The organism is Kitasatospora sp. NPDC087314, assembly GCF_044744365.1.
Classification (GTDB): domain Bacteria; phylum Actinomycetota; class Actinomycetes; order Streptomycetales; family Streptomycetaceae; genus Kitasatospora.
In genome coordinates, this window is the sequence record NZ_JBIUYE010000006.1 from 453,931 (window position 1) to 467,772 (window position 13,842).

Annotated in this window: 12 protein-coding genes; 8 read left to right on the top strand and 4 right to left on the bottom strand. The window is 69.3% G+C overall.

The window, feature by feature from the left end; translation table 11 throughout:
- Window positions 1–78: 78 nt before the first annotated feature.
- Window positions 79–651, top strand: a complete 573-nt coding sequence (locus ACIO5E_RS16510) for a TetR/AcrR family transcriptional regulator (RefSeq protein WP_400667895.1) — start codon at window positions 79–81, stop codon at window positions 649–651.
- A 66-nt stretch (window positions 652–717) separates the two neighbouring features.
- Here the strand turns inward: ACIO5E_RS16510 and ACIO5E_RS16515 are convergent, their stop codons facing one another.
- On the bottom strand, window positions 718–1,098 hold the full coding sequence (locus tag ACIO5E_RS16515) for a hypothetical protein (protein ID WP_400667897.1): 381 nt from the start codon (window positions 1,096–1,098) through the stop codon (window positions 718–720).
- A gap of 126 nt (window positions 1,099–1,224) precedes the next feature.
- Between ACIO5E_RS16515 and ACIO5E_RS16520 the strand changes: the two genes are divergently transcribed.
- The 3 genes from ACIO5E_RS16520 to ACIO5E_RS16530 all read left to right on the top strand — a co-directional run bounded on the left by ACIO5E_RS16520 (window position 1,225) and on the right by ACIO5E_RS16530 (window position 3,213).
- Window positions 1,225–1,359 carry a hypothetical protein gene (locus ACIO5E_RS16520; RefSeq protein ID WP_400667898.1) on the top strand — a complete coding sequence of 45 codons (135 nt, stop codon included), beginning with the start codon at window positions 1,225–1,227 and terminating at the stop codon, window positions 1,357–1,359.
- Between the two features lie 177 nt (window positions 1,360–1,536).
- A complete protein-coding gene (tpx, locus tag ACIO5E_RS16525; protein WP_400667900.1) occupies window positions 1,537–2,037 on the top strand; it encodes a thiol peroxidase in 501 nt (166 codons plus the stop codon).
- Between the two features lie 381 nt (window positions 2,038–2,418).
- On the top strand, window positions 2,419–3,213 hold the full coding sequence (locus ACIO5E_RS16530; RefSeq protein WP_400667901.1) for an MBL fold metallo-hydrolase: 795 nt from the start codon (window positions 2,419–2,421) through the stop codon (window positions 3,211–3,213).
- Window positions 3,214–3,479: 266 nt separating this feature from the next.
- Here ACIO5E_RS16530 and ACIO5E_RS16535 read toward each other — a convergent pair whose 3' ends face one another.
- From ACIO5E_RS16535 to ACIO5E_RS16545, 3 genes are read right to left on the bottom strand one after another with little or no spacing between them, the layout of a single operon-like run.
- Window positions 3,480–4,193, bottom strand: a complete 714-nt coding sequence (locus ACIO5E_RS16535; protein ID WP_400667903.1) for an SDR family oxidoreductase — start codon at window positions 4,191–4,193, stop codon at window positions 3,480–3,482.
- A gap of 38 nt (window positions 4,194–4,231) precedes the next feature.
- Complete coding sequence (locus ACIO5E_RS16540; RefSeq protein WP_400667905.1) at window positions 4,232–5,215, bottom strand: 3-oxoacyl-ACP synthase III family protein; 984 nt, start codon at window positions 5,213–5,215, stop codon at window positions 4,232–4,234.
- A gap of 20 nt (window positions 5,216–5,235) precedes the next feature.
- Complete coding sequence (locus ACIO5E_RS16545) at window positions 5,236–5,496, bottom strand: hypothetical protein (RefSeq protein WP_063350787.1); 261 nt, start codon at window positions 5,494–5,496, stop codon at window positions 5,236–5,238.
- Window positions 5,497–6,953: 1,457 nt separating this feature from the next.
- Here ACIO5E_RS16545 and ACIO5E_RS16550 point away from each other — a divergent pair.
- The 4 genes from ACIO5E_RS16550 (at window position 6,954) to ACIO5E_RS16565 (ending at window position 13,780) form a co-directional block, all read left to right on the top strand.
- Entirely contained in the window at window positions 6,954–7,841 is an 888-nt protein-coding gene (locus ACIO5E_RS16550; protein WP_400667907.1) for a class I SAM-dependent methyltransferase, read from the top strand.
- A gap of 17 nt (window positions 7,842–7,858) precedes the next feature.
- Window positions 7,859–9,496: a flavin-containing monooxygenase gene (locus tag ACIO5E_RS16555; RefSeq protein WP_400667909.1), complete on the top strand. Its 1,638-nt coding sequence runs from the start codon at window positions 7,859–7,861 to the stop codon at window positions 9,494–9,496.
- Window positions 9,497–11,181: 1,685 nt separating this feature from the next.
- Window positions 11,182–12,657, top strand: coding sequence for an FAD-binding protein (locus ACIO5E_RS16560; protein WP_400667910.1), 1,476 nt, complete (start codon window positions 11,182–11,184; stop codon window positions 12,655–12,657).
- 628 nt (window positions 12,658–13,285) lie between these two features.
- On the top strand, window positions 13,286–13,780 hold the full coding sequence (locus tag ACIO5E_RS16565; RefSeq protein ID WP_400667912.1) for an SRPBCC domain-containing protein: 495 nt from the start codon (window positions 13,286–13,288) through the stop codon (window positions 13,778–13,780).
- The last annotated feature ends 62 nt before the right edge of the window (window positions 13,781–13,842 follow it).

Consider the following 13,842-nt stretch of genomic DNA (forward strand, 5'->3'; position numbering starts at 1 on the left):
AATCCGTTTCCGAAGATACGGACTAGCCGCTCCGGTTGTCCAGTGCGGCTCTACTGCGAACAGGAAGGAGCGGGAGGGATGAGTGGCAGCACGGAGCGCCCGTTGAGGGCGGATGCGGCCCGTAACCGGGCCAGGCTGCTGGACGTCGCCACGGAGGTGTTCACCACCCGCGGCATCGGCGTGCCGACCGAAGAGATCGCCCGGGTCGCCGGGGTCGGGGTCGGCACGCTCTTCCGGCACTTCCCGACGAAAGAGGCACTGCTGGAGGCGGTGATGGTGTGCAGGCTGGAGGCGATCGCCGCCCGGACCGCACGGCTGGCCGCCGAGGCCGAGCCCGCCGAGGCATTCTTCGCCTGCTTCCGCCTGGTGATCGACCAATCCGCAGGCAAAGGCGAGTTCACCCGGGCACTCGCCACAGCCGGCGTGGACGCGCACGCGGCCCTGCAGGAGCCCGGCACGGCGATCCAGACGCAGCTGGCCGCGCTACTGGCCGGAGCGCAACAGGCCGGGGCGGTCCGCCCGGAGCTCGGCCTGCCGGAACTGATCGCCCTGCTGGCCGGTACCAGCAGGGCGATGGAGCACCTCGCAACGGACCCGGCGGCCCGGGAACGGATCTTCGAGGTGGTCTTCGACGGCTTGCGGCCACGCTGAACCGGCGGCGTGTCGGCATCTCCCAGCCTTGCGCAACGGAGCCCGGGCAGCCCGCCATTGCGACCATCAGCGGTGCCCGACCGACCCCTTGGGATCAATCATCTCGGCCCGGCCGGGCAGGCCGAACGCGCTCTTGAGGACGGGGTCGATCAGGACGCGGTGGCCGCCGCCCTGGACCAGCCAGGTCCGGTGGCCCAGGAACGTCAGCTCCAGGCGGGTGTCCACGGCTTTTCCTCCTTCTGTACGGGGACCGGGGTGCGGCGGCCCGGGCGGGCGGGACGGCTGGGGCCGCCCGCCCGCCCGGAGATCACTCAGTGGTGGGTAGGTGTGCGGGGCGGCGGTCAGCGCGCCGGTGCCGACGAGCCGGCTGACCTTCGCCCGGAGCGCGGCGACCTTCTTCGGGTCGAGCGTGACCGGGGCCTTCGCCGGGGTGGTGGTCTTCTTCATGGCGCAGTCCTCCTTGCGTTGAGGGGGTGTTGGGGACTCGGCCGGGCGGGCCGGTCCGGTGCTCACAGTTCACCGCCGCTCACCTCCGGGGCCGAGGCCGGATCGCCGGACGCTTCACCGGACACCGTGACGGGTAGGTGCCGTCCCCTCCCCGTCATCCGCGACCGCGACCCCTTCGGCACCTACGTACCCGAGCCGACCCTGCCGAACGGCAACCTCGACGTCATCCCCCGCTACGACGACCCGTTCTGGTCCACCTGACACCCCGCCAGGACACGCCCCGGCAACGGCCGGGACAACGGGCCGGGGCGGGAGCGGCGACGGGCCGGGCAGGCGGGGGCGTTGTCCAGCCGGTGGTCACCGGGCGTGCCGGGCACCGGGCGCGCAGTAGGATCAACGGCGTTGTCACCACATTCCACCGCTGGTAGGAGGCTTTTCATGGCTCAGGTCACGCTGAAGGGGAACCCGGTCCAGGTCGGCGGCGCGCTGCCCCAGCCCGGCAGCCAGGCACCGGCGTTCACGCTGGTCGGCGAAGGTCTGGCGGACACCTCGCTGAAGGACTTCGCCGGCAAGCGCAAGATCCTCAACATCTTCCCCAGCATCGACACCCCCACCTGCGCCACCTCGGTGCGCACCTTCAACGCCAAGGCCGGCTCCCTGGACAACACCGTGGTGCTGTGCATCTCCGCCGACCTGCCCTTCGCCCAGGCCCGCTTCTGCGGCGCCGAGGGCCTGGAGAACGTGCGGGTCCTGTCGACCCTGCGCGGACGCGACTTCCACGAGTCCTACGGCGTGGCCCTGACCGACGGCCCGCTGGCCGGCCTGACCGCCCGCGCCGTCGTCGTCCTGGACGAGAACGACACCGTCCTGCACACCGAACTGGTCGCGGAGATCGCCGACGAGCCGGACTACGACGCCGCCCTCGCCGCCCTCAACTGACGGCCCCCGGCACGCACACACCGGCCCCGCCGACACCCCGCACCCCGCAGCACCCGCACCACACCCGGCCCGCCCCCTGCCACAGCAACGGGGGGCGGGCCGGCGCCGTCCCCACCACCACCCCACCCCCGCCCGGTGAACTCCCCCACCACAACCCCAAGACGCCCCCACGACGCCCCACGACGCCCCCGGCACACAACGGGCCGAAAGCCACCCCGCCCGGGAACACCAGCCACCCCGGCCACCCCGGGAACACCGGTCGCGCCGGTCGCGCCGGTCGCGCCGGTCGCGCCGGGGAATGGTGGGGAATGGTGCGGCGCCCGGGCCGGTTGCAGCCGGTGGTCGGCGGACGCACGGTCCGTCCCGGGCGCGGAGGCAGGCGTGAAGATCGGCAGCATGGAGGTCCTCGCGGTGACGGACGGCGTGGGCGTGGAGGTCGCCGCCGACATCCTCACCCGCCCAGGCGTGGACGACCCGTGGGCCTGCCACGACCACCACCGCGAAGACGACGCCACCCTGCGCCTGCCGCTGGGCGGGTTCTGCGTGCGCACCGGGGAACGCCTCGTGCTGGTCGACGCCGGGGTGGGCGCCTTCGACGACGGCCGCTACCGCGGCGGCGCCCTGCTCGACTCCCTCGCCGGGTACGGCATCACGCCCGCGGACGTGACCGACGTCGTCTTCACCCACCTGCACTTCGACCACATCGGCTGGGCCACCCACAACGGCACCCCCGTCTTCCCGAACGCGCTCTACCGCGCCCACCGCGCCGACTGGCAGCACTTCGTCACCGGCCCCGACCCGCAGCCCCACGCCGTCGACAAGCTCACCCCCCTCGGCCCCCGGCTGGAACTGTTCGACACCGACACCACGATCGCCCCCGGCCTGGACGCCGTCCACACCCCCGGCCACACCCCCGGCTCCACCGTCTACGTCCTCTCCGACGGCGGACAACGCGCCATCCTGCTCGGCGACGTGGTCCACTCCGTGGTCCAGTTCAGCGAACGCGACTGGCAGGTCATCTGGGACGTCGACCCCGCCGCCGCATCCACCGCCCGCAACCGCATCGCCGACCAGGCCGCCGAAACCGGCGACCTCCTCGCCGCCGCCCACTTCCCCGGCATGCGCTTCGGACGCATCATCACCAGCGACGCAGACCGCCGCTTCGTCGCCATCTGACCCCACACCAACCCGAACCAGACCCACCACCCCACCCCCAGACAGGCCCCCCGGGCCCAGCCCCTCCAGCCCACCCGGCCACCGGGTCACCCGGGCTCCGGGCTCCGGGCTCCGGGCCACCGGACCGTCCAGACCGCGCCCCACGTCCCCCGGAGCCACCGGCCACCCACGCCGCCGGCCCGCCCCCGGGGGACGGGGACGGGCCGGACAGGCGCACACGGACACGCACAGGCGCGCACGGGGCGGGCTCGCACGGGGCGGGCGGGTCAGGTGATGGAGGCGCCCGAGTCGATACTGATGACCTGACCGGTCATACAGTCCTGGTCGAGGAAGAGCCCGATGGAACGGGCGACCTCACGCGGGGTGACGAACCGCGGCACCGGCACCTTCTCCCGCATCCCCGCGACCACGTGCCCGGGCAGCGTGTCCGTCATCCCCGTGATCATGAACCCGGGCGACAGGGCGTTCACCGTCACCCCCCGGCGCCCGCACTCCGCCGCCAGCGTGCGGGTCAGCCCGATCAGCCCCGCCTTGGACGCCGCGTACGCGGTCTGCCCGGCAGTGGCGATCAACGCCGACGGCGACACGATGTTGACCACCCTCCCCCACCGCGCCCGCAGCATCGCCGGCACACACACCCGCGCGGTATGGAAGGCCCCCACCAGGTTCGTGTCGATCACCTGCCGCCACTGCACCGGATCCTGCATGGCCATCAGCGCGTCCTTGCGGACCGCCCCGTTGTTGACCAGCACGTCCACCGGCCCGAGCGCCGCGACGATCCGCTCGTACATCGCCGTCACCTGCGCGTAGTCACCCACGTCACCGGTCACCAGCACATGATCGCCCGCGAGCTTGCCCGCCACCTCCTCGGCGGCCTCACGGGCACTGTTGTAGTGCACCGCGACCCGGCACCCGGCCGCGTCCAGCTCCAACGCCAGCTCCCGCCCCAGCCCCCCGGAGGCACCGGTCACCAGCGCCACCGGCGAGACGGGCCGCACCCCGAACACGTCCTTGCCGCTCACCGCGCCCCTCCCCACGTCAACAGGACCGAACCCCACGTCATCCCCGCACCGAACCCGGCCAGCAACACCGTGTCCCCGTCCTGGATCCGACCGGCGTCCAACGCCTCCGCCAACGCGATCGGAATCGACGCCGACGCCGTGTTCCCGTACTTCTCCAGATTCGTCACCAGCCGCTCCACCGGGATCCCCGTGTGCCCGAGCACCGAGTTGATGATCCGGATGTTCGCCTGGTGCGGCACCACGTGATCCACATCCGACGCCGTCAGCTTCGCCTGCTCCAACGTCTCGCGGATCGTACGCACCGTGTACCGCACCGCGTTCAGGTAGATCTCGTTGCCGTTGATCCGCGCGTAGTGCAGACCCCGGCGCACCGTCTCCTCACTGGTCGGCATCCGCGAACCCCCCGCCAGGACCTTCAGACTGTCCTTGCACGAGCCGTCCGCGCCCAGGTTCCACGCCAGGATCCGGTCCACCTCACCCGGCTCGAGGACCACCGCCCCCGCCCCGTCCCCCACCAGGATCGACAGATCCCGGTCCCCGGGATCGGCGGTCAGCGTGTGCGTGTCCGAACCGATCACCAGGATCGGACGCGGGTCCATCCGCAGCAGACCCACCGCCGTCACCAACGCGTACACGAACCCCGCACACTCCGAGTTCACATCGTGCGCACTGCCCGCGATCCCCAGCTCGTCATGGACGAACGCCGACGTCGCCGGCGAGGGCTGCTCCGGAGTCGCGGTCGCCACGATCAGATGCGCGATGTCCGCACCCGACAACCCCGCCCGCTCCAACGCCCGCCGCCCGGCCTCCACAGCCATCGACGCCGTCGTCTGCCCCGCCGAAACCGCCCGCCGCTCACGGATCCCGCACCGCGACACGATCCAGTGCTCGTCCACACCGAAACGCTCCGCGAGCTGCGCACTGGTCACCACACGCTCGGGAACCGAGATCCCCCACCCGGTGACGTCGAAGCCGCTCATCTGCGTCCCCGGCCGCGCGCTCAGACGCCGGCCTGGCCCACGAGCGCCAGAATCCGCTCGTGCACCACCCGCAACGTCGTCGTGTCATCGATGTCCGCGAACAACGACTCGTCCGCCGGAATGTGCGGGTACTGGTTCTGGAACCCGTACAGCCACTCCATCAGATCCAACGAATCCACGTCCGCGATGTGCTGCAACGCCGCGTCCGCGTCGATCTCCTGCGCCCCGGACACCGCCTGCAACTGCGCGGCCAGGTCCTCAATGGTGGGGATGTCGGACATGAGTGATCGTTTCCTTCCCTGGACGCCCCCTGCAGGGACGCCAACACGTGATGAAGCAGAACAGACCCGGAACGAACAACCCCCGGGAACCCGGACCGACACCACCCGCCCCGCCACCCACCGCACCCCCACACACACCACACCAAAAAACGGGGACACACAGGCGACAGAACACCGGCAACGCCGACCCGAAACCCCCGGAAACATCCCGGCAAGGCCATCGGGGCCACATGTCTTGTCGAAACCGCATGAAACCCACCCCCACGCAAACGCCCCGCAACCCCACCCCCACACCCACGCTTGCGCACCACTTGCGAGACACACGCTTACCTGACCCGAGACACCGCACCCACACGCACGACACCCAACCCACCAACCCGGCCACCCCGCCACCCCGCCACCCGGACGGAAGCCAACCGCCCAGGCCGGCAAGGACACCCACACCGGCGGACACCGATCACCAACCGCCCACGGCACGACGACCAACCGGCCACCCGGCCACCCGGCCGGCCCAGCACCGGGCACCGGACGCCCACGGCGGGAAGGCCGATCACACAGGCGGCAGGCACCGGCCACCGGCGCCAGGGAACATCCGCTCAAACAGCCGGGCACCAACCGTCCACGACGGGAGGAACGTTCACACGGACAGCGGGCAACGGGCAGCGGCCACCCGTTCCAGGGCCGGGCCGTCCAAGGAACCAGGGCACCGACCACCCACCGGACGCGACGCCCCGGCCACACCGGCAGGCGAACGCCCACCCACCACGCCGCCCACCCATTCCCACACGGCAGTCCACGCCCGGCCGGCACCACCCGCCCCCGCCACCCGGCCACCCAGGCCAGGACGGTCACCAACCAGCGTCACCCAGGCCAGGACGGTCACCAACCTGACCCACCCGCAGGGCCGTTCACACCCGGAAGACACCAACCGCCCACGGCACGAACGACCCACTCGGCCACCCGGACGAAGGCCACCCGCCCACCCCCGCAAGACCGCCCGGCACCGGCAGGCACCAACCACCCGCCGCCACCACGACCACCCGACCACCCGGCCACCACGACCACCCGGCCACCCGGCCAGGACGGTCACCAACCAGCGTCACCCAGGCCACCCAGGCCAAGCCGGTCACCAACCAGCGTCACCCAGGCCACCCAGGCCAAGCCGGTCACCAACCAGCTTCACCCGCAAGGACGTTCACACCAGGAAGGCACCAACCGCCGGATCCCGAACGGCCTTTCACACCCGGCAGGCCACAACCGCCCGCGCCCGGGACGACCGACCGCCCCCCGGGCGGGCACCGGCCGCCCGGCCAGGACGAACCCCGTCCACACCAGGCCGGACACCCCCGGCCACGTGCCACCACGGCCCGCCCGCACCCGCACCACCGCCCGGCCCCGACCGGGCCCGGCACCCGCACCACCCCACCCGTCCCACCACCAGAACAGGGGCCCACCACATGACCACCGCCGAAACCCGCTCCATCAACCCCGACGTCGACGCCATCCGCCACCACTACGAAGTCGGCAACGACCTCTACCGGCTCATCCTCGGCCCCACCATGATGTACTCCGGCGGCTACTGGGAGGACGGCGAGGACCTCCTCGCCACCCTCGACGAAGCCCAGGAACGCAAGCTCGACGTCTTCACCGACCTCGCCCGCGCCGCCGGCACCGCCAAGGTCCTCGACATCGGCTGCGGCTGGGGCACCATGCTCAACCGCCTCACCACCGTCCACGGCGTCCAGCAGGCCGTCGGCGTCACCCTCTCCCGCACCCAGGCCGACTTCGTCGCCGCCCTCGGCAACCCCGCCATCCACGCCCGCGTCGAGAGCTGGGAAGACCACAAGGCCGACGGCGACCCCTACGACGCCGCGTTCTGCATCAACGCCCTCGAACACTTCGTGCTCTCCTCCCTCACCCCCAAGGAGCGCACCCAGCGCTACCGCGTCTTCTTCAAGCAGGTCCACTCCCTCCTCAAGCCCGGCGCCCGCTTCGTCCTGCACACCATGACCGTCGAGAACCCCCCACTGCGCCGCCAGCTCCTCGACGACCTCAAGTTCCTCCAGCGCGAGGAGTTCGAAGGCTGCCACATCCCCCGCCTGCCCGAACTCGCCGCCGGCCTCGACGGCCTCTTCGAAGTCACCGAGATCCGCAACGAACCCGAGTCCTTCGCCCGCGCCTGCCGCGCCTGGCTCCAACTCCTGGCCGCCCGCCGCGACGAAGCCGTCACCCTCGCCGACGAAACCACCGTCGCCCGCTTCGAACGCTACCTCGACATCTTCGCCTACACCCTCGAAGACCACATCTTCAACAACTTCCGCGTCACCCTCACCCGCCGCGCCTGACAAGAGGAAACCGGTCCATGACCACCACCGCCGAACACCCCCCCCCCGCCAACCCCGACGACCCCACCCCCGCCACCCCGGCCACCCCGGCCACCCCGGCCACCGCGGTGCCCGAAGCCGCCGACGACACCGCCACCGCCCCCCACCACACCACCCCCAGCCCCCTGCGCGTACGCCACCTCAAAGCCGCCATCATCGGCGCCGGCATCTCCGGACTCGGCACCGCCATCCGCCTCCTGCAGACCGGCACCGACGACTTCCTCGTCTTCGAACGCGCCCACGACCTCGGCGGCACCTGGCGCGACAACACCTACCCCGGCTGCGCCTGCGACGTCCAGGCCCACCTCTACTCCTTCTCCTTCGCCCGCAACCCCGAATGGAAATCCACCTTCGCCACCCAGGCCGAAGTCCACACCTACCTCAAAGACACCGCCCACCGCTTCGGCATCGAACCCCACCTGCGCTACGGCCACGAACTCCTCGACGCCACCTGGGACCACGACCACCACCACTGGCGCATCCACACCACCCACGGCCACTACACCGCCCAGGTCCTCATCACCGGCACCGGCTACCTCTCCGAACCCGCCATCCCCGACCTACCCGGCCTCGACACCTTCACCGGCACCGTCTTCCACTCCTCCCAATGGCGCCACGACCACGACCTCACCGGCCGCAACGTCGCCGTCATCGGCACCGGCGCCTCCGCCATCCAATTCGTCCCCGCCATCCAACCCCAGGTCGCCCGACTCCACCTCCACCAGCGCACACCCCCCTGGGTCGCCGCCAAACCCGACAAACCCAACACCCCCCGCCACACCTGGATGCTGCGCCACCTCCCCGGCTACCAACGCCTACGCCGCAACTTCAACAAACACGGCCGCGAAATCGTCGCGTTCTTCATGTCCCGCCCGGGACGCACCACCGGCATGAAGAACATGGCCGCCGGCCACCTCAAAAAATCCGTCCCCGACCCCGACCTGCGCCAACGCCTCACCCCCGACTACACCGTCGGCTGCAAACGCCTCCTCTTCTCCAACACCTGGTACCCCGCCATCCAACAACCCAACGTCGACATCATCCCCGACACCATCACCGACATCGGCCCCACCCACATCACCACCGCCGACGGCACCCACCGCACCGTCGACACCATCATCCTCGCCACCGGCTTCACCGCCACCGACCGCCCCATCGCCCACCGCATCCACGGACGAGACGGCCACACCCTCCACCACACCTGGACCACCCACGGCATGCAAGCCCACCGCGGCACCACCATCCACGGCTTCCCCAACCTCTTCATGCTCCTGGGCCCCAACACCACCCTCGGCCACTCCTCCCAAACCGTCATGATCGAAGCCCAGATCACCTACATCATCAACGCCCTCAAAACCCTCGACAAACACCACCTCACCTCCCTCGAAATCCGCCCCGAAGCCCAAACCGCCTACAACAAAACCCTCACCAAACACCTCACCGGCACCGTCTGGAACGCCGGCGGCTGCACCAGCTGGTACACCGACAAACACGGCAACAACCCCTCCATCTGGCCCACCTACACCTTCCGCTTCCGCAAACAAACCCGCCACTTCGACCTCCCCAACTACCAAACCACCACCCTCACCCACCCCCAACCCCCCAACCCCACCTAACAACCACCACCCCCACCCCCAAACCCCAACCAAGCCACAAGCCACCAGCAACCAGGCCACCCGCCACCAGGCCACCAGGCCACCAGGCCACGCGCAACGCGCAACGGGCCACGAACCACCGGACCACAGGCAACCAGCAACCAGCAACCAGCAACCGGCCACGCGCAACAGGCCACCGGAACCAGGCCACGCGCAACCGGCAACCGGCAACCGGCAACCGGGCAACGCGCCACAGACCACCGGACAACCGGACAACCGGACACAAACAGCCTGCGGAAAGCGCGAGTTCGACAACCGCCCACCCGACACGGGCAAACCGCGAAAACCGCGGAACCCGGCCACAAGCCACCGGCAACCGGAACCGGGCCACGCGCAACAGGCAACGGGCCACCGGAACCGAGCCACGGGCAACCGGCCACGCGCAACGAGCCACGGACCACCGGACCACGGGCAACCGGACCACCGGGCAACCGGCCACGCGCAACACGCCACCGGAACCGGGCCACGCGCACCGAGCGACAAGCGACAAACGACGGACTACGGGCCACGGGCCACAAACAGGCCGCAGAAAGCGTGAGTTCGGCAACAGCCCACCCGACACGGGCAGACCGCTAAAACCGCGGAACCCGGCCACAAGCCACCGGCAACCGGCAACCGGGCAACCGGGCAACCGGGCAACCGGCAGCGAGCCACGGGCAACGCGCAATGGGAACCGGGCCACGCGCGACGAGCGACGAGCGACGAGCGACGAGCGACGAGCGACCGGAACCGGGCAACGCGCCACGCGCGACGAGCCACCGGAACCGGGCAACGCGCCACGAGCCACAGGCCACGCGCAACCGGGCAACCGGGCAACCGGCCACGGGCCACAAACAGGCCGTGGGAATAGCTAGTTCGGCAACGGTCCACCCGACACGGGCAGACAGCCGGCGGAACCCGGCGAAATCCGGACGACGGACCTACCGGCACAAACAGACGACGCAGAACACGAGTTCAGCTACCGCCCACCCGACACGGGCACCCGAACAACGGAACCCGCGCAGTCCAGACCACACCACACGAACACGCGAACACCGAAACCCCGCCAAGCCCGGACGACAGCCCAACCGGAACAAACAGGCAACGGAACCCGCGTTCGACCACCACCCACCGACACCGCCACCCCGACACCGACACCGACACCGACACCCGCCACAACCGCACCCCCGAACCACCAGCACCACACCAGGCCGCCACCGTGGCCGGCCCACCAGGCCGGCCACGGGCACCACCCCCACCCGACAGACACAGCACCAACCAGACCCCAGCAACCACCAACCACCAACCACGACCACCAACCCACCACAGCCACCCCGGCCACCACAGCCACCCCGGCCACCCCGGCCACCACCACCGGCCCACTCAGGCCACCCAGGCCACCCAGGCCACCAACAAGCCGCCCACAAACCGCAACCGAGCCCCCTCCCGACGACGACGGGACGGAGGGGCAGCGGGGCGACGGGACGGAGGGACGGAGGGGCAGCGAGGTGGCGGGACGACGGGGCAGCGGGGCGGCGGGACGACGGGGCGACGGGGCGGAGGGGCGGAGGGGCGGAGGGGCGTCTGGGTGGCGGGGTGGACAACACAAGAGGCCCGCCACCCAGCGGGCCTCACGCACACCAGCCCCACCCACGAAAGGAACCAGCATGACCACCACACCACTGTCACGACGAACCCTCATCACCGGCCTCGCCGCCACCGTCATCGGCTACAACACCACCACCCGCACCTGGGCCACCACCACCCCCACCACCGGACACCTCGCCACCGTCCCCACCCTCGACGGCACCCTCACCACCGACACCACCACCCTCACCGAATTCAGCCACGACTTCGGACGCCTCACCACCACCACCCCCCACGCCGTCCTCAAACCCGGCTCCGTCCAAGACATCGTCAAAATCGTCAACTACGCCCGCCACAACGGCCTCAAAGTCGCCATGAACGGCCGCAGCGGCACCGGCAACGACCTCGAATCACACTCCAACTACGGCCAGGCCTCCGCCGCCGGCGGCATCAGCATCGACGCCCGCTGCCTCAACCGCATCCACACCATCACCCCCACCAACGCCACCGTCGACACCGGCGTCACCTGGGCCCAACTCACCGACGCCGCCCTCACCCAAGGCCTCACCCCACCCTGCCTCACCGACTACCTCCACCTCTCCATCGGCGGCACCATCAGCATCGGCGGCATCGGCTCCACCGTCCAGAAATACGGCCTCCAAGCCGACACCGTCGAATCCATCGACATCATCACCGGCACCGGCCACCTCCTCACCGCCACCCCCACCCACAACCGCGACCTCTTCCACGCCGCCCTCGCCGGCGCCGGCCAATTCGGCATCATCGTCCGCGCCACCGTCAAACTCATCCCCGCCCCCCAACGCGCCCTCGTCTTCAACCTCTACTACAACAACCTCACCACCTACCTCACCGACCAGGAAACCCTCCTGAACGACGGCCGCTTCCACAGCCAAGTCGGCGAAGTCATCCCCCAACCCGGAACCACACCCCGCTACAAAATCGAAACCGCCACCTACTACAACGGCACCACACCCCCCAACCCCACCCCCCTCCTCCACAACCTCACCCCCATCACCACCGACACCACCATCACCGACCAGACCTACCGCGAATACACCTACCGAGCCGACACCTTCGCCGACACCATCAAAAACCTCGGCTACTGGAACGAACCCAAACCCTGGCTCAGCCTCTTCCTCCCCGCCACCCAAGCCCACACCTTCATGACCACCGCCGCCCAAACCCTCACCCCCGACGACCTCGGCGCCGGCCTCCTCCTCTTCTACCCCTTCCACACCAACAAACTCACCCACCCCTACGCCATCACCCCCAACGAACCCACCACCTACCTCTTCGACCTCCTCACCTTCCCCCACCCCGGCACCAACCCCACCCCCCACCTCCAACGCAACCGCACCCTCTACGACCACGCCACCACCCTCGGCGCCAAACGCTACCTCGTCGGCGCCATCCCCCACATGACCCAAACCGACTGGCAACACCACTACGGCCCCCAATGGAACAACCTCACCACCCACAAAAACCGATACGACCCCACCCACACCCTCACCCCCGGCCAAAACATCTTCACCTAAACCACCACCCCACCCCCCAACACCACCCCCCAAAAAACAAAACAACACACCCCCAAATAAACGAAACACCAAAAAAACAGAACAACAAACCCCGAAAAGAAACAACAAACACCCAGAAACAAACAACAAACACCACGAAGGACCAGCAGAAACCCCGAAGCAACAACAGCCACCGAGAAAACAACACCAGCCCAGACACCACACCACACCACAAACCCAACAAAAGACCCCGACCCCAGAAAGGGCACCACGACCCCAGAAAGGGCACCACCAACCCAAGAAAGGGAACAGCGAGCCCAAAGAAAGACATCACAGGCCCAAAAAAGGGCGCCACACCCACCCACACTGAACGACAACTCCAGAGAAAGCGCGCCACAGGCCCAAAAAATGGACGACAGGCCCGGAGAACACTTCACGGACCCAGAACAATGAGGCGACAGACCCAGAAAGGAGTCACCGGCCCAGAAAAAGCATCACCCAACCCGGAGAAAACGCCACGGACCCAGAAAAAGAGAACAGCAGGCCCGGCAAGGAAACAGCCACCCCACAGAACAAACCCCGAAAACAATCACCACACCACCGGACAACCACCCAAACCCCGAACACGGCCCCGGAAAGGAAACCCACCATGCACACCTACGACATCATCAACGAAACCATCATCCACGCCCCCACCGAACACGTCTGGCACGCACTCATCGCCGAATTCAACGGCACCACCACCTGGTGGACCCCCCACAACACCTTCCAACCCGGCACCACCAGCCCCGAACACATCGGCGGCACCACCCACATCACCGTCCACCCCAAAGGCAACACCAAAGGCGGCCCCAAAATCCGCTTCACCGCCACCACCACCCACACCACCCCCAACCGCCACCTCGCCACCGACTACACCCACGGCGCCTTCCGCGGCCACGCCACCTACACCCTCACCCCCCTCCACCACAACACCCAAACCCGCCTCACCATGCACTTCACCGCCACCCCCCACGGCTGGCTCACCCTCCTCGCCAAACTCACCAACATCGGCACCCAACACTCCACCGCCACCCACAACGCCTTCACCCACCTCAACACCCACCTCACCACCACCCCCACCACCCCCAGGAGCACCCGATGAACCCCGACCACCCCGACCACCCCGGACACCAACTCCCCGGCCCCCACACCGTCACCATCACC

Excerpts from the sequence above, each read along its gene's own strand:
- ACIO5E_RS16560 (WP_400667910.1), top strand. The coding sequence starts at position 11,182 with ATGACCACCACACCACTGTCACGACGAACCCTCATCACCGGCCTCGCC.
- ACIO5E_RS16565 (WP_400667912.1), top strand. The coding sequence starts at position 13,286 with ATGCACACCTACGACATCATCAACGAAACCATCATCCACGCCCCCACC.
- ACIO5E_RS16555 (WP_400667909.1), top strand. The coding sequence starts at position 7,859 with ATGACCACCACCGCCGAACACCCCCCCCCCGCCAACCCCGACGACCCC.
- tpx (WP_400667900.1), top strand. The coding sequence starts at position 1,537 with ATGGCTCAGGTCACGCTGAAGGGGAACCCGGTCCAGGTCGGCGGCGCG.
- ACIO5E_RS16545 (WP_063350787.1), bottom strand. The coding sequence starts at position 5,496 with ATGTCCGACATCCCCACCATTGAGGACCTGGCCGCGCAGTTGCAGGCG.
- ACIO5E_RS16550 (WP_400667907.1), top strand. The coding sequence starts at position 6,954 with ATGACCACCGCCGAAACCCGCTCCATCAACCCCGACGTCGACGCCATC.
- ACIO5E_RS16515 (WP_400667897.1), bottom strand. The coding sequence starts at position 1,098 with ATGAAGAAGACCACCACCCCGGCGAAGGCCCCGGTCACGCTCGACCCG.
- ACIO5E_RS16540 (WP_400667905.1), bottom strand. The coding sequence starts at position 5,215 with ATGAGCGGCTTCGACGTCACCGGGTGGGGGATCTCGGTTCCCGAGCGT.
- ACIO5E_RS16510 (WP_400667895.1), top strand. The coding sequence starts at position 79 with ATGAGTGGCAGCACGGAGCGCCCGTTGAGGGCGGATGCGGCCCGTAAC.